Source organism: Chlorogloeopsis sp. ULAP01 (assembly GCF_030381805.1).
GTDB lineage: Bacteria > Cyanobacteriota > Cyanobacteriia > Cyanobacteriales > Nostocaceae > Chlorogloeopsis.
Genome location: NZ_JAUDRH010000018.1, coordinates 58,010 through 75,890, shown reverse-complemented (window position 1 = coordinate 75,890; position 17,881 = coordinate 58,010). Strand labels below are relative to the sequence as shown.

At 41.4% G+C, this 17,881-nt stretch carries 21 protein-coding genes and 1 pseudogene; 11 read left to right on the top strand and 11 right to left on the bottom strand.

Annotated elements, in window-relative coordinates; translation table 11 throughout:
- Window positions 1–78: 78 nt before the first annotated feature.
- Window positions 79–306 carry a regulatory protein SipA gene (gene sipA, locus QUB80_RS29670; protein WP_289793051.1) on the top strand — a complete coding sequence of 76 codons (228 nt, stop codon included), beginning with the start codon at window positions 79–81 and terminating at the stop codon, window positions 304–306.
- Between the two features lie 72 nt (window positions 307–378).
- Here sipA and QUB80_RS29665 read toward each other — a convergent pair whose 3' ends face one another.
- Both QUB80_RS29665 and QUB80_RS29660 read right to left on the bottom strand, forming a co-directional pair.
- Window positions 379–2,406, bottom strand: a complete 2,028-nt coding sequence (locus tag QUB80_RS29665) for a glycoside hydrolase family 10-like protein (protein ID WP_289793050.1) — start codon at window positions 2,404–2,406, stop codon at window positions 379–381.
- 133 nt (window positions 2,407–2,539) lie between these two features.
- A complete protein-coding gene (locus QUB80_RS29660) occupies window positions 2,540–2,983 on the bottom strand; it encodes a DUF3574 domain-containing protein (RefSeq protein ID WP_289793049.1) in 444 nt (147 codons plus the stop codon).
- 661 nt (window positions 2,984–3,644) lie between these two features.
- Here QUB80_RS29660 and QUB80_RS29655 point away from each other — a divergent pair.
- The gene (locus QUB80_RS29655; RefSeq protein ID WP_289793048.1) at window positions 3,645–4,940 is read left to right on the top strand and encodes a hypothetical protein; all 1,296 of its coding nucleotides are present in this window, start codon (window positions 3,645–3,647) and stop codon (window positions 4,938–4,940) included.
- 99 nt (window positions 4,941–5,039) lie between these two features.
- Here the strand turns inward: QUB80_RS29655 and QUB80_RS29650 are convergent, their stop codons facing one another.
- Window positions 5,040–5,213, bottom strand: coding sequence for a hypothetical protein (locus QUB80_RS29650; protein WP_289793047.1), 174 nt, complete (start codon window positions 5,211–5,213; stop codon window positions 5,040–5,042).
- A 117-nt stretch (window positions 5,214–5,330) separates the two neighbouring features.
- Entirely contained in the window at window positions 5,331–5,486 is a 156-nt protein-coding gene (gene pirA / locus QUB80_RS29645) for an arginine synthesis PII-interacting regulator PirA (protein ID WP_289793046.1), read from the bottom strand.
- Window positions 5,487–5,598: 112 nt separating this feature from the next.
- Between pirA and QUB80_RS29640 the strand changes: the two genes are divergently transcribed.
- Window positions 5,599–6,396 (top strand): SAM hydrolase/SAM-dependent halogenase family protein, encoded by a 798-nt coding sequence (locus QUB80_RS29640; RefSeq protein ID WP_289793045.1) that lies wholly within the window; start codon window positions 5,599–5,601, stop codon window positions 6,394–6,396.
- Window positions 6,397–6,619: 223 nt separating this feature from the next.
- Entirely contained in the window at window positions 6,620–7,237 is a 618-nt protein-coding gene (locus tag QUB80_RS29635; RefSeq protein ID WP_289793044.1) for a class I SAM-dependent methyltransferase, read from the top strand.
- A gap of 380 nt (window positions 7,238–7,617) precedes the next feature.
- Here the strand turns inward: QUB80_RS29635 and QUB80_RS29630 are convergent, their stop codons facing one another.
- The 3 genes from QUB80_RS29630 to QUB80_RS29620 form a co-directional block, all read right to left on the bottom strand.
- Window positions 7,618–7,932, bottom strand: coding sequence for a DUF5615 family PIN-like protein (locus QUB80_RS29630; protein WP_289793043.1), 315 nt, complete (start codon window positions 7,930–7,932; stop codon window positions 7,618–7,620).
- Between the two features lies 1 nt (window position 7,933).
- Complete coding sequence (locus QUB80_RS29625; protein ID WP_289793042.1) at window positions 7,934–8,152, bottom strand: DUF433 domain-containing protein; 219 nt, start codon at window positions 8,150–8,152, stop codon at window positions 7,934–7,936.
- A 77-nt stretch (window positions 8,153–8,229) separates the two neighbouring features.
- A complete protein-coding gene (locus QUB80_RS29620) occupies window positions 8,230–8,352 on the bottom strand; it encodes a hypothetical protein (RefSeq protein ID WP_289793041.1) in 123 nt (40 codons plus the stop codon).
- A gap of 18 nt (window positions 8,353–8,370) precedes the next feature.
- On the opposite strand from QUB80_RS29620, the gene QUB80_RS29615 reads away from it, so the two are divergent.
- The 4 genes and pseudogenes from QUB80_RS29615 to QUB80_RS29600 all read left to right on the top strand — a co-directional run bounded on the left by QUB80_RS29615 (window position 8,371) and on the right by QUB80_RS29600 (window position 10,464).
- On the top strand, window positions 8,371–8,571 hold the full coding sequence (locus tag QUB80_RS29615) for a BrnT family toxin (RefSeq protein WP_289793040.1): 201 nt from the start codon (window positions 8,371–8,373) through the stop codon (window positions 8,569–8,571).
- A gap of 2 nt (window positions 8,572–8,573) precedes the next feature.
- Window positions 8,574–8,830: pseudogene (locus QUB80_RS34985) on the top strand (BrnA antitoxin family protein).
- A 288-nt stretch (window positions 8,831–9,118) separates the two neighbouring features.
- Window positions 9,119–9,775, top strand: a complete 657-nt coding sequence (locus QUB80_RS29605) for a DUF2301 domain-containing membrane protein (protein ID WP_289793038.1) — start codon at window positions 9,119–9,121, stop codon at window positions 9,773–9,775.
- Window positions 9,775–10,464, top strand: a complete 690-nt coding sequence (locus tag QUB80_RS29600; RefSeq protein ID WP_289793037.1) for a YdcF family protein — start codon at window positions 9,775–9,777, stop codon at window positions 10,462–10,464. Before QUB80_RS29605 ends, QUB80_RS29600 begins: the two co-directional genes overlap by 1 nt.
- A 9-nt stretch (window positions 10,465–10,473) precedes the next feature.
- Here the strand turns inward: QUB80_RS29600 and QUB80_RS29595 are convergent, their stop codons facing one another.
- Complete coding sequence (locus tag QUB80_RS29595; RefSeq protein ID WP_289793036.1) at window positions 10,474–11,076, bottom strand: alpha/beta hydrolase; 603 nt, start codon at window positions 11,074–11,076, stop codon at window positions 10,474–10,476.
- 157 nt (window positions 11,077–11,233) lie between these two features.
- Here QUB80_RS29595 and dprA point away from each other — a divergent pair, with 157 nt between their 5' ends.
- Window positions 11,234–12,352, top strand: a complete 1,119-nt coding sequence (gene dprA, locus QUB80_RS29590; RefSeq protein WP_289793035.1) for a DNA-processing protein DprA — start codon at window positions 11,234–11,236, stop codon at window positions 12,350–12,352.
- 658 nt (window positions 12,353–13,010) lie between these two features.
- On the opposite strand, the gene psb28 is transcribed toward dprA, so the two are convergent.
- The 3 genes from psb28 to QUB80_RS29575 all read right to left on the bottom strand — a co-directional run bounded on the left by psb28 (window position 13,011) and on the right by QUB80_RS29575 (window position 16,245).
- Window positions 13,011–13,385, bottom strand: coding sequence for a photosystem II reaction center protein Psb28 (gene psb28, locus QUB80_RS29585; RefSeq protein WP_289793034.1), 375 nt, complete (start codon window positions 13,383–13,385; stop codon window positions 13,011–13,013).
- A gap of 63 nt (window positions 13,386–13,448) precedes the next feature.
- On the bottom strand, window positions 13,449–14,996 hold the full coding sequence (locus tag QUB80_RS29580; protein WP_289793033.1) for a serine hydrolase: 1,548 nt from the start codon (window positions 14,994–14,996) through the stop codon (window positions 13,449–13,451).
- A gap of 424 nt (window positions 14,997–15,420) precedes the next feature.
- The gene (locus QUB80_RS29575) at window positions 15,421–16,245 is read right to left on the bottom strand and encodes an RNA methyltransferase (RefSeq protein ID WP_289793032.1); all 825 of its coding nucleotides are present in this window, start codon (window positions 16,243–16,245) and stop codon (window positions 15,421–15,423) included.
- Window positions 16,246–16,410: 165 nt separating this feature from the next.
- Here QUB80_RS29575 and QUB80_RS29570 point away from each other — a divergent pair, with 165 nt between their 5' ends.
- Together QUB80_RS29570 and QUB80_RS29565 are read left to right on the top strand one after the other, a co-directional pair.
- Entirely contained in the window at window positions 16,411–17,100 is a 690-nt protein-coding gene (locus tag QUB80_RS29570; RefSeq protein WP_289793031.1) for a general stress protein, read from the top strand.
- Between the two features lie 144 nt (window positions 17,101–17,244).
- Window positions 17,245–17,715: a BON domain-containing protein gene (locus QUB80_RS29565; protein WP_289793030.1), complete on the top strand. Its 471-nt coding sequence runs from the start codon at window positions 17,245–17,247 to the stop codon at window positions 17,713–17,715.
- The last annotated feature ends 166 nt before the right edge of the window (window positions 17,716–17,881 follow it).

The following is a 17,881-nucleotide window of genomic DNA, read 5'->3' as shown; positions in this document are numbered from 1 at the left end:
AGTTATCAGTGAACAGTTATCATTCAATTAGTTGTTTGTTAACTGTTCCCTGTTCCCTGTCCCCTGTCCCCTATAGTTATGTCCAAAGAGTTTACCGTTGGCAGTAAAGTCCGTGTTGTGGCACTACCGTCTTATGTCAAAACTGCTGAACCGATGCCCATGCTGCGTCCCCCGGATGTGATTGACATTGGCGAAGAAGGCATAGTTCTAGATCGTCGCCCCGGAGGTTACTGGGGTGTGCGCTTTGCAAGGGGAGCATTTCTCATGGAAAGCCAATACATTGAAAGTGTAGAAGCTAGTTCCTAAAAGTTAGAATTAGTTAAATTAATTACAATATTTTCTGTGCTGTTCCCTGTTCCCCGTTAAGAGTTCCCTTGCCTAAGCAACCGATATCACCACCCCGACACTTTCATTCGCTAACCGATCTACTGCACACACAGCATAAGTTCCCGGTTCAACTGTGGCAAAGGCAGTACCAGCAGATAAAACTCGCTGAAGTATCCAACTATCGCCACTTTGCCTGTAAAGTGTCCAAGAACGAATTTTTTTATCATCACTCGGCTGCCAAGAAAGTTTGCGGTTGTTTACTTGCAGTGCAGTCGGCGGTGCTGGTGGCGTTGTATTCTGCCAAGACATAGTAGGAACTAATGCTAGTTTGGCATACAGGGAATTTTGGAATTTATCAGAGATGCCTTGGCGATTTTCGATCAGAGAATTGGTACTAAAGAAAATATTCCCCACGGATAAATCTCCGGCTAGGTTACGGCTAATCTTGATTTGCTTTTCTATTTCCTCATCTTTCCAAGCTTTACCGTCTAACTGGGAAATATTGTTACCAGCGTAAATGTGTCGCTGTTTCGGATTAATTTCTGTCCACCACTTTAACAGGGCTGGATAACTTTGTTGTGTTTGATCAGTACGCCAGTAAAGCTGTGGGGCGATATAATCAATCCAGCCTTGTTCCAGCCATTTTTTGGCATCGGCATACAGTACATTGTAGGCATCCAAACCAGTTATACCAGGAGGTTGCCCAGGACGGTAAATACCAAAGGGACTAATGCCAAATTTTACATCAGGCTTTGTTGATTTAATTTCCTCTGCTAGGCGCAGTACCATTTGATTAACATTTTCTCGTCGCCAGTCGCCCAAGCTGAGTTTACCACCAGCTGCTTGATAGGCGGCATAAGTTTTACTATCTGGAAAAGACTGCCCTTGAATGGGATAGGGATAAAAATAGTCATCTAGATGAATGCCATCGACATCATAACGGCGCACGACATCTAGAATGACGCTGTAAACTCTATCTTGAACTATTTTCGCCCCTGGCTCCATCCACAGTTGATTGCCCCACTGATAAACATATTCTGGATTTGTAACTGCTATGTGGGGACGGATGTTACTGCCTTGCTTGATAGAAGTTTTGGCACGGTAGGGATTGAACCAAGCATGAAGTTCGATATTACGTTTGCGACATTCAGCGATCGCAAATTCTAAAGGGTCATAAAATGGAATTGGTGCTTGACCTTGAGTTCCCGTTAACCAAGCACTCCAGGGTTCTAATTGAGAAGCATACAATGCATCGCCTTCCGGTCGTACCTGTAAAATCAGGGCATTGAAATTTAGTGATTGCAATTTTTCAATAATATTTATTAACTCAGCTTGTTGTTGTAAAGTTGAAAGTCCTGCTTTTTTTGGCCAATCACTATTCCATACACAGGCTACCCACGCCCCCCGAAATTCGCGGCGATGATTTACTTTAACAGTACTAGGCAGTGTCGGTGTTGGTGTTCCTGCTGTTGGTTGTGCAACTATATAATTAGAAGGAATTTTTTCGGCTTTTCCCAGATACACCAAGGCTTGATAAACAATCGCTGCTACATCGGCACGAGTTGCTGCTATATTTGGGTTCAGTAATTTTACATCTGGATAACTAACTACGATCCCAGCTTGAGTAGCAATAGCTATCTGGTTTTTAGCGTATCCAGCAATATTTGCCGTATCTTTGTAGATTTGGGAAAGTTCTGTGAGCCGATCAGGTTTAAGATTAGCAGTAAGTTCTAAACCATTAACCAAAGCGACTAAAACATCGCCTCTAGCAATTCTATGATGAGGACGAAAAGTGCGATCGGGGTAACCAGACAAAAATCCTGTTTCATAAGCTCCTTTAATGGCATTCGCTGCCCAATGAGTATTCGGAACATCTATAAAAGGGACATATTCCCGCTTTGAAGGTTGGGTAAATACTTTGACAATTATGGCTGCAAACTCAGCGCGAGTAAGCGAGTTATTAGGACGAAACGTGCGATCGGGATAACCATTTAAAATCCGACGCTCGGCTAAAGCGTTAATAAATAAGCGTGCCCAATGGTTCTGAATATCAGAGAAAGATGTAGAAGTAGATACCATTGTCGCTCCCTGCTAGTTTGTATATTATTCTTTGCTAATTTAACCTGAGCTTGTCATTCAAGAAAATTATTAGACATTTATTTAAGTAAATTTACTAACGGTGAAAGACTGTTGTAAGTGTACAAATTATTCCTTAGAAAGACACCTTGACAGAACTAGTAACGCGTAAAACAGATTCCTGATGAAATGCGCGCTTATAACTTGCGATTACCTCTTCAATCATCTGATTTCTCTTGTGGTTATTTTCGTAAATCAAAATCACTAGCTTAGTCTTTTCCCTGTTCAGGCTGCCGGAACTATTCAAATACTGTCCGTAGCCATCCATCACGGTTAATCCTTCTTGGAAACGAGGTGTGATGACACGGTTTAAAAATTGTTGCCATTGTTCCTCAGAAATTGTTCCTCCGTTTGGTTTACTTAAGCCAAAGTACAACTCTTCTTTGATGAGAATCTTTATGCTTGAGTTCTCAGAAGATTGGAGAGACTGGGCGCGAAGATAAGTATTTGTATGGACAGGGGTGATTACAAGTAGGCTTGTAAGGATAAGATTATTTAGACTTTTTTGCCAAGCTATCATCTGTTTATACGTCTGAGAATATAAAAGTAAAAGGGACTGGGGACTGGGTACTCGTGACTGGGAATTGGGTGGAAAGCGGAAAAATTATGGAAGGGGCTTTAAACCCCTCCCAAATTTTGCAACCTCCCCCAGTACCCAGTACCCAGTACCCAGTACCGGGAGCGGCGTTCCTCCCCCACCTTTAGGTGGGCGATCAATGGGGGACTCCTCGCCGCTACCTGTTGATAATTTCTAAATTTAAATTGCACACTGAATTGTCAACATGGACAATGTACCCACACTATCTATTCCTACAAGCCTCCCGAAAGAGTTTTAGGATTGGAAGTGATTTTTGTATATTCACATCTTGCACCTTCTAAAACACCTGGAACTGAAGTTCCCTAGCTTAAGTCTGTTTTAACGGACTGAAAATCTTACCTAGTCTGCTCTATCAGACTTTAGCTTTAGGACAAGAGCACAGATGCAAGATATGAGTATAGGTACTGGGTAGTGAGAAAGAAATCCTTCCCAATCCCCAATCACGAGTACCCAGTCCCCTTTCTCGTAGAACTTGATAAAATTTGATGTTCTATAGTGTGTACAACTGGTAAATTAGCAATTTGATGTTATTCAGACATTAAACAAATTTAACTTTTATCAGTAGAAAAATTGTTACCAACCTATGAGTATTCTATCTAGCTTAAAATTCCGATTCGCAGTGGGTTTTGCCGCTCTATCACTTATTAGTTTAGGTAGTAGTTATTTATACAGTAAATCAACTACCAATCAGCTATCCCAACAACAAAATGTATCTCTTGTGCAGCAAGAAATTTCTGATGTACCCCAACAGCATTTTCAGAATACAGCGATCGCACAGCCCGCACCTTCAGATTCTACAGAGAAACAAAAATCTACCTTCTCTAAGCAAAAATCAGGTTCAGCACCCTATAAAGTCATAGATGAGTTAAAAAAATATAAATTTAGTGTTCGTGGTAATCAAATTCTTTCTTCAGCCAAATTACCAAACACAAAGGTAAACTTCAATCAAAGAGATTTATTATTTGTTCTGAATAATACCAAAAAATATTTCCAAACCCACTCTTCCCAAGACGCAGATGTTTTACGTACAGGATTGCTAGCTAGTTCTGGAGTAACTGTACAAGATGTTCTCAAAACCTTAGATTTTATGATTGCTGTTTTGCAAGAAGATATTGCTAACAATCGGGTTACTCGCCTACAAGATCCGAATTTTATTAACCAGAATTTTCGGGTAATCAAATGGTCTGCCTATAATCCCCAAAACCGTAATCAAGAACGTTTACGTATTACCAAATATGCTGTATTTACCCATCCAGGTTCTCGTAAAAAAACAGCTAAATTTAATACACCTATTTATAGCTTAAAAGATAATTTAAGTGGAAATAAATTCTATACCAAATATACAAAGCAAGATGTATTATCTGGTATTTATGAACCAGGTGGTAAAGAGTTTGGCAAAGTTGAACCTCTCGCCTATCTCACCAGAGAAGGATTAGAAGAAGCATTGATGCAGGGAACAATATTGATTAATTTTAATGATGGCTCTAAGGCATTTTTTAATGTAGATAGAAACAATGGAATACCTTATATAAAAGGAGTATCGCCCAGAGCGCAAAAGCGTTATTGGTATTTTAGACAGGTTGATGCTATCAAAGGTTATGGTTATGAGATAGACGCAAAAATTTCTATTAAACCAGGGGTAACTTTTGCTGGAGATGTCCTAAACATCGGTTTAGGCAAAATAATTGTGCTTGAGTATCCTCAAGGTGGAAGCAAACGACTAAAAATGGGAATCGTAGCAGATACAGGCGGAGCATTTTTACCCAATCTTTATCAACTTGATTTTTTAGCTGGTATCTTTCAGAATCAAAATAGCTTTAGACAGCATATCAGCCAATTGCCTGAATATGCGACAGCGTATATTTTAGTTAAAAAATAAAAAGGCTCGTTAGGTAATACCAATTGAAAAAATAATTGCGATAGATGGATTCACCCAACCCAGACTTAGAAGGCGGCTCTCAATCCAAAGTCACGCCATTTAACGCCAGGTGATGCCAGTCGCACTCGACGCGCTGGCTCCTTTATGTCGGGGAACCCTTACTTGCGCCCGCTCTGCGTCTACACCAGTCGCCTGCGGCAGGAAACTCTCTAAGAGCGCTGGTTCACCACCGCACTGGCTCCAAAATTTAAAATCCAAAATCGTATGATGCACTGAACTGAATGTCAAATTGCTGTATTTTACGCATCTTTAATTAAGAGAAAAGCCCGCTTATTAGGCGGGCTAAAACACAACAAAACTATGAAAAACTATGAACAATAATCTTTTTATCTAGCTAAAATATTTCATCTCGTCCTCTAGCTGACGAACTAGTTTCTCATCACCTCTAGCTCTAGCTACTTCCAAACGATGTTGCAGGCTTCTGCGAATACTTTCTCTATGAGCTTCCCGTGCTTTTCTAACGGCTTCAAGCCTGTTTGTAATCATAAGCATTATCCTCTTTCATTGTCTTACTTATGTGTTGTAATCATAACATATCAAATATTCGGTTACTTTTGCTACAGAAAAATATTCTAAATTGTATAGAAAGTGTTAATTTATGTCTGAAACTTTTAAAAATCAACCACTCTTAACATTGCTGAGTGATTTTGGCGATCGCGACGTGTATGTCGGCGTGATGAAGGGAGTGATTGCCCAAATTAATCCCAAAATAACAGTGGTAGATTTAACACACCAAATTCCGCCGCAAGACATTGCAGCAGGAAGATTTTGTTTGATGGATGCTTGCCCTTATTTTCCTACGGGAACGGTACACGTGGCGGTGGTAGATCCGGGTGTGGGAGGAAAAAGAAGAGCGATCGCTCTCCAGTTTGCACAAGGTTTCCTAGTGGGGCCGGATAATGGTTTATTCAGTGGAGTATTAAGTCAAAATCCTGCTATTGCAGCAGTTGAACTCACAAACCCCCATTACTGGCGCACTCCTCAACCTAGCAGTACTTTCCACGGTAGAGACATCTTTGCACCCGTTGGAGCTTATCTTGCTAGCGGTGTTCCCCTCAAAGAGTTAGGGCGAGAAATTAACCCAGAAACCTTGACTAGGCTGGAGATAGGCAAAATTTCTCTAGAAAAGAATAATATCACAGGTTTGATTCAATATATAGATACTTTCGGTAACTTAGTGACTAACATTCCTGCAAGTTACGTGCAAGGTAAAACCTGGAGCGTACAAGTGGGTGAAAAGATGATTAACGGGTGTGGTACTTATGGAGACGTTAAAATAGGAGAGGCGATCGCGCTGGTTGGCAGTCACGGCTGGGTAGAAATTGCCATTAATTGCGGTAATGCACGGGTTCAGTTGCAGATGCAGTTGGGAGATACTGTACAAGTTTGGTATTAAGAGGTTGTTTGATAGGTTGCCATCAAACAGATAAGTTGTACTGTTAAGGCACAGGTGTTAGAAGTTAGCCAGAAAACTTTCGTCTAATGTTTATGACTAATATACTTGCAATCCTTCTCGACCTGAATCTTTGAGTTTGATATACGGAAAGTTTCCGCATCATAAATAGTTAGCCGCTTACCTTGTGTGTCTGTTGTCGACAAGACGGTTAGGGAGGTATCTTATGAGCCTTGTAGAGAAAGTTGTAGCACAATTCGCCCATCCCACAGGATTTTGGGGGAATATCACTGGCTTCATCATGGCACATAGACCATCAAATCTTGAACGCAATGAGTGGGCAATTTCCCTGCTTAACCTGCAACCCTGTGATCGCGTCTTGGAAATCGGTTTTGGGCCTGGAGTAACAATCCAAAAGATGAGTGAAATTGTAATCTACGGTGTGATTTGGGGTATCGATCATTCTGAAGTGATGTTCAGGCAAGCTTCAAAGAGAAATCAACGCGCCATTTCGGCTGGAAGAGTGCGATTGGTTCTCACTTCGGTATCGCAATTGCCCTCCTTCGACAACCCATTTGACAAGATTCTGGCTGTTAATAACTTTCAGTTCTGGGATAACAAGACTGAGGTGCTAAAACGGCTAAGAGAGCAGTTGCGCACAGGAGGAATTATAGCCCTTGTTCACCAGCCCAGAATCCCTGGCACTACAGAAGATGATGCAACTGAAGCGGGAGAAAGGTTCGCACGCTATTTGGAAATGGCTGGATTTAAAGACATCAAAGTGGAACGGAAGATGATGAAGCCTGTTTCGACGGTGTACGTGCAAGGAGAAAATGTTCAATAGAGACGCAGATTTTCCGCAGGGTTGTAAGCGCCTTTTCTAAAGAAAAATTTGCAGCAAGCATTGTGCCACATAACAACCCCAATGCACACCGACCGTTGAAAAGTTATCTGCGAAGGCGTAAGCTTAGTCGTTAGACTGAAAATCCTCGGTGTGAAGTGGATGAAAGGTTGCCTTTAGGTGTTCAGAGTTCAGCGGTTTAAGATATTTCCTGAGTTTGGCGCTTAGTATTAAGTAAGCTGTGACAGCAGTCTGCAAGGCGATCGCAAGTTAACCACAAGTCAAGATATTATTTTTGTATAAACCTAGTGTTGCTAGCAAAGTTAAATAATCTCTAGTAGCTAGCTAGTAGGATAGGCAGCGTCTACCTCTATTTTTACGCACTAACTTATCGTAGCCTTTCCTTTAACTACTGTAGCTAAAATAGCCAAAACCTTTGGTGCTAATGGCATCAGATCCGCTAAACGATTGGATGGTGCTTGCAAAACAATGACTGCAATCTCGAACTGTGGCAGATTCTGTTGAAACGACAAGTTGCGATCAACAGTGATAAAAACATCAAACTCCGCTTTTGCAAGTGCAAGAAGTTGACCATTCTTTAGTCCTGCCCATCCCATCTGTGGAACCGTTTTCACTTCATATCCAACAAACTCCCTTGCCAGCTTGCGATCAATGCACTCATCCAACAGAAGCTTCATGCTATGCCACCGTGGCAATAAGCTGTTTTTCTGCCTCTTCTAGCAAGGCTATGACCTGATCTCTTGTTACAGTTGGAAATCCATCTAAAAAATCGTCGATCGACTCTCCCGCTTTGAGATAGTCCAGAAGCGTTTGTACAGGAACCCTAGTACCAAAAAAAACTGGAGTACTGCCCATGATTTCAGGGGATATGCTGATGATTGGGGAGTTCTTAAGCATACATATTTGACCTCCAGACTCTGTACCTATAGTTTACCAATTCTTAATAGGGCAGAATCCTCTGTAGTAGCTCTGAGTCAAGCAACTAGCTCGGTTTTGTGGGGAAGTTCATGAAAGGTTGATTGTAGGTGTTCACAGTTAGGCGATCGCAAGTTAACCCAATGACCGTGCTTTAGGTTTTTGGTGAAGTAACGGAACATAATAATAAGATTTCGCTGATGCAGTATCCGTTTTCTCAGATCACCTGGCAATTACCATCCCAGACGAACGGTTTGACGAAGAACGGTTTGTCACAATCGGTGTCGATGCATTTGGCAGAGTTTTGGTTGGTTGTCTACACGCTGCGGGACGATGAGATTCGGCTCATTTCTGCCCGTAAAGCAACTCGACACGAACGACAGCAGTATGAGGAAGGATAGTAATGGAAGCAGAATATGATTTTAGTCAAGGTAAACGAGGGGTGAGCGAGCCAACCCCGTCAGGAAAAACTCGGACACAATCCGGTTAGATGATGAGGTGCTAGCGTGGTTTCGTGAGCAAGTTCATGTCGCAGGCGGCGGAAACTACCAAACCTTGATTAATGAAGCCTTACGCCAGTATATTCAGCAAAACCGCGAGCCTTTAGAAGAAACTTTACGCAGAGTAGTTCGTGAAGAACTTGAGCGTATTGAGCGATGAGATGCTTACTGAGGGCTAACGTGAACGTTAAACTGAAAATCCTCGTGGGGAAGTTAGTTGTAGGTGTTCACAGTTAAGCAATGCCATCCACGTTATTTAAAACCAATGAAATTACACCGCAAAAAATACTACTTTCACAACCTCATCAGTAACTCATAGGGGATTTATTATGAGCAAGGATGAGAATGAGCGCCTGTGCTGTTTATCATAAAAAGTGTTGGTTACAATTATCTATCTAACTTAGAAACGTTGCCCAGCAAAGTCTCAGCAATTCATGTAATTTTGTATATGACTACACAAACATTACCTGCACCTGAAGTATATCAAGGTCAGTTTGGTGAGTTTACAATTAACAAGGGCGATCGCACTGGCGTGATTATCTACCGCAGTGGCTTAATGGTGGCTGCTGTTTGTTTTGCGATCGCCACTGCATTAGTGTTATTCAATCCTCACCCCAGTATTTTCAGCTGGCTGACTCTTCTGTATGCTTGTTTCAGCCTTGCTCTGGGTGTGAGTTTATTAACAATCCATATTTACATGGTAGAACTGCACCGCATTTTACAAGTATTTTGGGCGATTGGTAGCATCTCCTCGATCGCAGTGGCGCTATCGAGCAGCGAACCTTTAGCTGTTACTGTTTACACTCAACCCTTGACTCTACTCGGAGTTGGTTTTACCTTCGCTGCTTTGACAGGAATTTATTTTAAAGAAGGATTTTGCTTTAATCGTCTGGAAACTAAAGTACTTACCCCCATTGTGCCTTTACTACTACTAGGACATTTACTAGGTATTTTACCGATGCAGTGGGAACGAGTTTTATTAGGTATTTGGGCAATTTTCTTCATAGTTTTTGTTGTACGTAAGGTTGTGCAAGCAATTCCTCCAGATATAGGAGACAAATCTGTGTTTGATTATCTCAAATCCCAACGTGCTGCAAAGGTGTAATGTACAGAAAAATTCAGCCCAGGCAGAAAAAGTTCCCCGTCTTGCGTCTATTTAAACGTCAACAAATGTGGATGCTGACGGTTCCAGGATGGGGAATTTTCATGACTTTGGTTGCTAGTTTAATTGGTTTTAGCTTTATTAACATACATCCATTTCTTGCCGTTACTTCTCCTGTCAAAGCAGATATCTTAGTTGTAGAAGGCTGGATACCAGACTATGCACTGGTACAGGCTTTAGCTGAATTTAAAAAGAATTCCTATCGTCAACTCATTACTACAGGAATTCCTTTAGAAAGAGGATTTTATCTGGCTGAATACAATAATTATGCGAAACTAGCTGCGGCAACTTTGCAAAAATTGGGTTTGGAACCAGAAAAAATTATTGTTGTTCCCTCCCAAGAAGTTACTAAGGATCGCACCTATGCATCTGCGATCGCATTACAGCAATGGCTAGAAAATACCGATTTAAAGATAGAAGCAATTAATCTTTTCACCCATGCAACCCATGCTCGTAGAAGTTGGCTGATATTCCAACAAGCACTTGCACCTAAAATTAAAGTAGGAGTGATTGCCAGCTCACCACAAAATTATGATCCAAATAAATGGTGGATGTATAGTACAGGTGTGCGGTCAGTTATTAATGAAGTGGTGGCTTATATTTATGCTTTGGTTTTCAGTTGGAGAGCCTAACATTTAATTTTAGAACTCCAACGGCGATAGTAATGTAGAGCCTAAGTCATCTGTGAATAGGGAACCAGAGAAACTAGAAAATAAATCAGCTTTATTGATTATTTCTAAGGCTGTTGGTAAATTAACGATGAGTCTTTGACTGGGATAAGCTTCTAGAAACGATATTACTCCTAAACCTTTTGATGATGCAGCCCCTAAAATAATTGCAGATCGCAGTGCTTGTATCCCTGCGTTGTCGCGACGGGTGATCGCTGGGGCAACAAAATTTAAAGCTATTTTGCCAGTTTCTGAGTTTAATAGCTTATCTAAAGCCACCACACCCAAAGGTATTTTTATTTGTAGCACCTTGTGTAATTTCTGTTGCTGTTTTGAATTTAAGTAACCCAAAAAAGATTTTAAATCGTCAGAAACTTGTTGCGTTTCAGCATACTTGCGTAAATCTGCGATAGAGAGAGATTCCTCAAACAATCCATATCTAATTACAATTTCTTCTGCTGCCAAACTAGGAGATGAATTAAGAATATTATTAAAAGCTAAAAATAATGAGCAACTAGAAATGCATAACAGAAAATGACTCAAACATTTGATGGTAGAAAATCGTGGCAATGACATTGGTAACTTTTTGCTGGCTGTTATGCATCAAACATACCATCAATCTTTGTCTTTACTCTAAAAAATGCACGATTCTGGGATATTATTTCCATCTTATCGTGAACAGACACACATAATCTGGGAATAATCAACCCAGAGCAGATGAGGATGGACAAAATTGGCAGTTGAACGTGCATATTGGCTAGCTTGGTCGCACATATCTGGAATCGGCCCGATATTGGTGCAACGATTGCAACAGCATTTTGGTACACTCAAAACAGCTTGGGAAGCCAGTCCAAAGCAATTGGAAGCTGTGGAGGGTTTTGGGTTTCAGACATTGACAAAGGTAGTAAAACAGCGATCGCAACTTCATCCTGAACAATTACTTGCCCAGCACCAAGAGCAAAATCCCTATTTTTGGACACCAGCAGATCCAGAATATCCTCGCTTACTGCTAGAAATTTCCAGCCCTCCACCTATTTTGTACTACCGTGGTGCAGTGGAACTACAAGAGAATCTCGGACAAACACCAATGGTGGCAATTGTTGGAACGCGGCAACCTTCAGAATATGGTATTCGTTGGACTCGCCAAATTAGTACAGCTTTAGTGAAAAATGGTTTTACAGTAGTTTCTGGTTTAGCAGAGGGAATCGACACTGAAACTCATGCCACTGTGATCAAAGCTGGAGGACGTACAGTTGCAGTTTTAGGTACGGGTGTAGATGTCATTTATCCATCCCAAAATCAACAACTGTACAAGCAGATTTTAAACACTGGATTAGTTTTGAGCGAGTATCCAAGCAAAACCCCGCCCGATCGCGCCCACTTTCCCCGTCGCAACCGGATCATTGCCGGGTTGTGTCGTGCTGTGCTGGTAATGGAAGCACCTTTGAAATCTGGTGCTTTGATTACAGCTAACTATGCAAACGAATTTGGCAGAGATATTTATGTGTTGCCAGGCAGGCTGGATGATTATCCATCTCAAGGTTGTTTAAAGCTACTCAGTCAAGGAGCTGCCCCGATTCTCAAAGAATTAGATGAACTGTTAAAAATGTTGGGAGCAATCCCACAGATGGATTTTGTTCAGGCACTTCCAGAACCGCAGCAGTTAAACTTACCTGATTTGTCACCAGAATTGCAAAAGGTAATGGATGTAATTTCCTCAGATTATTTGCCCTTCGATACGATTGTCCAACAAACGGGTATAGCGACAGGTGAGGTTGCCAGTGCTTTGTTGCAGTTGGAATTGATGGGTTTAGTTTCGCAAATGCCGGGAATGAGGTATAGGCGTAGTTGATAGTATTTTTTAGCATTTTCAGATTGCAGGAATGCGATCGCTTGCTATGCTAACAACGAATATTAAAGTGGGTAAAAGTTCAACTTATACCAATGCGTGGATTTTGGAGCCACTGCGCCCTTGCGGAGCCACTGCGCCCTTGCGGAGCCAGTGCGCCCTTGCGGGTTAAGTGCGTCGAGTGCACCTGGCGTCGGGTTAAGCACGTTGAGTGCAAGTGGCGTGATTTTGGATTCAAACCATTGATGAATAGGCTAGTCCAGAATTTTGAAACAAGACTCCCGCTCGCCAATTTGGTATTGTACCAAATCCAGTTTTTCAACCCTTTTTTTGTATAGCCACACCCTTCCAGGGTGTATGGTAAAAGGGGGTATTCGATTCGGATTTGATATTACCCAACAAAGTCTTCAGAAACATGAGAGCAGCAGAATAGTTGATTGCTTTCTTATTTAGGTTGATTTAGTAAGCAAAAAGGTATATCACTTTCTCAATATGCTTGAATGCTTTCTCATTTCAGTAGATTCAGCAAACAAAAAGGCATATTGCTTTCTCATTTGCGTAGTTCACACATCGATAACAACGATCGTACTTTCGTAAAAGCGATTAGAAAGTGCGATCGCCAAATCAGACTAAACACCCAAATCAAAATCTGAAGCGCATCTTATGATTGCGATTCTCCATACGCCATACCATTAGCCTCGGCGTAACGATGCATAAATCGCATAAATCTGTCCCAATAGTCATCCCGTTCGATTTCAAATTTGCACTCAACACGCTGTAATTCGTCACCTTCTGCACCCCCAAATACAAATTGCACAGAAGAAGGAGTAACGTTAATTTCACCTTCTTCATCAGTTAAGCGCATGGAATTTAAGGATTGTTTTGTGAAGCTGTTAAATCCTTCGATGGCTTTTAATTGATTAAAAGTCATTAAGACGTTGCGCATTCCAGAAGTGCGACTGCGTCGTAAACTGACACTGCTCAGTTCTTCGTCAATGCCAGCAAAAAATTGGATCGAGGGTGTAATAGATGCCATCAGCAATTCAAGATTTCAAATTCAAAAATAGCTAATAGCGATTAGCTATAAGCCATCTAATAATTATCTTTGATAAGGATAATAATACTGCTGAGGAGTCATCATTGGTGGAGACTGATAATTATTGTTAAGAGGAGGCATGGTACTGCCCATGTTATTCGGTAGAGACGGATTTAGAACTGGGGGCTGATAAGTGTTTGGTGGCAGCGTGCTTGTTGGTGTCACACCAGGTGCCATCACAGGAGATTGATAACCAGTTGTAGGCATAGGAGTAACTTGAGTTAATTGTTGATAAGCAGCACGAGAAATGGAGCTAATTAATTTCTCTGCACGCGGATCGTTATTAGGGCGCTTCACCATGACTGCAACTATGTAGCGCTTGTTCGTAGGCAAATCAACTAAACCCGCATCTGCTAGCACAGTACCAATATCCCCGGTTTTGTGGGCAATTGTTGCACCTTGTCCTAAACCAGTTGGTAAAAGGTGGTTTCTGACTGTTTTGCGCATAATATCGAGGATGCGATCGCGCGAAATCATGCCTACTAAATTGCCTTGATTTACCATCGCCATTAAGTTTCCCAATTCTTTAGGGCTAGTTGTGTTAGTACCTTGCAAATCGGGAAGTGGGTTGCGAATCGTTGTGGTTGTCAAACCCCAACTACGAAAACGCTGATTTAAAGCTTCAATACCACCCATACGGGTAATCAGCATATTTGTTGCCGTATTGTCGCTAATTGTCATCATCTTTGTTGCAACTTCCAGCGCTGTGAACTGAGTTCCCACTGGCTTAAACTGCATATCTCCAGAACCACCCACAACCATTTCCTTTTGCATTGTTAGTGATTCATCTAGGCGAATTTTGCCACTATCCACATCTTGGAAAAAAGCAACAAGAATTGGAATTTTAATAGTGCTGGCGGCGGGAAAACTTGAGGAGGCACTCACATCTACATAACTACCATTATCCAAATCCACTACAAAAACTCCTGGCGTCAGATTTGGATTGCTAGCCACCAAACTTTGGATCGCTGTTTTTAATGGGGTAATTTCCTGTGATAACGATAAGCCAGCAACTGCTGCTGTAGGAGTTGGATTTGGCTGTGTTTGCATTTGCCTGGGATTATTTGATGTTCCCTGTGTTGAAGTACGAGTAGCAGGATCTAAAATTGATAAGACTGTTCCCACAATCGCGCCGATACCAACTCCCACAATTAATAACCGTAAAGCATACAGAATAGTTCTTGCCATAGGCTTTAGCCGTGTTTTTCGGGATGAGCCGATTTTTTTGAGCGGTGCTTGCTTGCGCATCCCTAAAGTTTTTACTTTTACATTGCTAGGTTTTAAGGGAGGTATTTGCTTGTGTGCCTTAGGGCTGGGTTTGATGGTTGCTGGCACTATTACCCCCGGTCGTGCTTTTGCTGCATTAGCATTATTGAGGGGACGATTAGCTTCTGGACGCATCGGTATCGCTTTCCCTTGAGAGGTAGACTGCTGCTGACTAGATACTTTTACTTGCTGACGCCCCGGCTTTTGCCCTTTGCGGGGACGCTGGCGCTGTTCTTTGGCGGGTTGACGCCGCGATAAACCTGTGATGAAGGTTCTGGTTTGCATACAATTTTATAGTGGTGATATAAACTACACAATATAGCAATTACTTTTGAGGTTTTGTCTAGGTGGGTGAAAACAGTTTTTTGTTAATTACTGTAAGGTTTTGAAAGAAAAACCCAACTATTATTTCTACATTCTTTTGCACTATAATTTCTCCTTAATTATGCTGTTAATAAAGTATATACAAATACACTTAATATGGTAAAGTTCGAGTTTGAATTACTAAAAAAGAACTTAGTTGTCAGAATTTAGAAAAAAGAAGTTACAACTCAGAATCTTCTGGATTCTGAATTCTGTGTTCTGTATTCTTTGTTCTGACTACATTTTTATTTTGTATCCTTTTGTGGTTTTGGTTGAGATTTTGTGTTTAGTGTAAGCCATACTAAAAAGAATTGGGAGGGTAGTTGCGTAAATAGTAAGCGATTAGTTATGAATTTTCATGATCGCTTTTATTCTCTAGCGCCCATTCTACCTGTCGCAAAATACCTCGTAACATAGAAACTTCTCTAGTTTGTAATTGAGCACGATTATATAGTTGGCGAAATTTTTCCATACGGCTAGCTGCTGTATGGGGATAAAGATATCCAATCTTTAGCAGTAGAGATTCTAATTGCTGGTAGTATGCCTCCACAACATCCAAAGGTGCAAGCTCGGAATCAGACGAGCTTTCGTCAGACGCGGAGGAAGAGGATGGGGGGACAAGGTGAGGGGGGGACAAGGGGAAGGATCGCGACTCATGTCTTCTCGTCGTGTCATCTTCATTCTCCTTGTCCTCTTTTGCCAGTTCATAGCAGCAAATAGCCACAGCAGTAGCCAAATTTAGTGATTGATAATTGGAACTAGTGGGAATGCGAACAAAGCGCTGGGCATAGTTTAATTCTTGATTAGTTAATCCCCTGTCTTCTCTACCAAAAATCAGTGCTGCGGGTTGCCCTATTTCTTCTAATAACCAGGGGAGTGCTGTGTAGGGGTTTTCTAATGGTGCTTGCCAATGATGAGTGATGCCAGTTGTAGCGATCGCTCGCCTGCATCCTTGCAATGCCTCTGGCAATGTTGCTACTGATACGGCTGATTCTAAAATATCCCAGGCATGTACTGCCATTTTTTTTGCTTCAATCCCTAAAAAATCGCATTGAGGATTAACTAACACCAACTGATTAAATCCAAAATTTTTCATTACCCGTGCAACAGATCCTACATTTAAAGGGCCTGCTGGCTCTACTAAAATAATTTTCACCCCACCCATTGCCATATACCATCTCTCCAGTTGTATTACTTCTGTCGTCTATGCCCCATTTTCACAGACAATAACCCATCGATTGATAGAGCAGCAGTTTATCCTTGCGAACGATGAAAATCGATTCCAAAAAAGCGAAAACAGTAATACAAGCACAAAAACAATAGATGGAGAAGTCAAATGGTTGTAGCACAACACCAGCATCAGCGTGCAGTTGGGGTATTTTCTAATAGACGTGATGCCGAGCATGCGCTCACAGAACTTAGAGATGCTGGCTTTAACATGAATAAGGTTGCTGTAATTGCCAAAGACGCTGATCGCACTGGTAGTATTGGTGGTGTTGATACCCAAGAAAATGTTGGCAATAAAGCAGATGAAGGAGCTGCTGCTGGAGCAGTTACAGGTGGTATATTAGGAGGACTGACTGGTCTGCTCGTTGGTTTAGGTACTTTAGCAATTCCTGGTGTTGGCCCGATTTTACTTGCAGGAGAAATAGCTACAGCTTTGGCTACTACTGCTGCCGGTGCTGGTATTGGTGCGGCGGCTGGCGGATTAGTAGGAGCATTGATTGGCTTGGGAATTCCTGAAGAAAGAGCTAGAGTTTACAACGATCGCATTTCCCGTGGTGATTATCTAGTAATAGTAGAAGGTACAGACTTAGAAGTTCAACGTGCTGAAAGCATTCTCAGAAATCGGGGTATTGAGGAGTTTGGTATTTACAATGCTCCTACAGTCGATGCTACTAGCCGCAGTGACTACATGAATCCTGCTACTTCCACACCTGCTACTTCTACAGTGGATACCACTCGCAGCGTTACTACTAACGATCCCAAGGTAATCATTGTTGATCGTCGAGATGAAACTATCTAGTAAAAATATAGAGTTTTTGAGCAATTGTACATAGTCATAACTCATAACTCTAAATCATGACTTAATGATTGATGTGTCAATATTTGCTCCTCATACTTGCACATAAGTTAATTAATCGCTAAAACTTTGAACTAACCAAAAGAAATGAAGAAACTCATTCCGTTATTAATCAGTAGTGTACTGATTACAGGTGTGGCAGCTTGCGAACCGAACTCTAGAACGAGTACCGAAGCCCCCAGCAACGTTAATGAAAACGTCAACGCGCCAACTACAGAATCAGCTCAACAAACTCAGCAAGACGCCGTTAGCGACACTCGTAAAAGTCAAATTGAGTCTGATATTCGGGCAAGAGAGCAACGTAACAATATTACTGGTGGCGATGCAGACAGAGCCGATGCAGATCTTGAAAGCCAAGTTCGCGGTAAATTAGAGGCAAATTTACCAGCTAGTCGGTTAACAGTTGATGCTGAAGAGGGTGTTGTTACTATTGCCGGAACGGTTCCCACTCAAGAGCAACTAAATAGAGTTCCTAATTTGGCAAAAGAAATTAAGGGTGTCAAAAATGTAGATGTTAAAAATGTTAAGGTTGCGCCAGCTACACCTACACCAAATTAACCATAATCAGAACTGAGTACGTATAGTTCCATAATTAAGTAAGGCTAATTGCTATACTCTTTGGGGTAATGTAATTAGCCTTTAGCTTTTAGATACTAATTGGGTAGACATAATTAAATCTAAAATTAGAAATTTGTTCGTAGTAAACGATTTATCCTTCTTAACA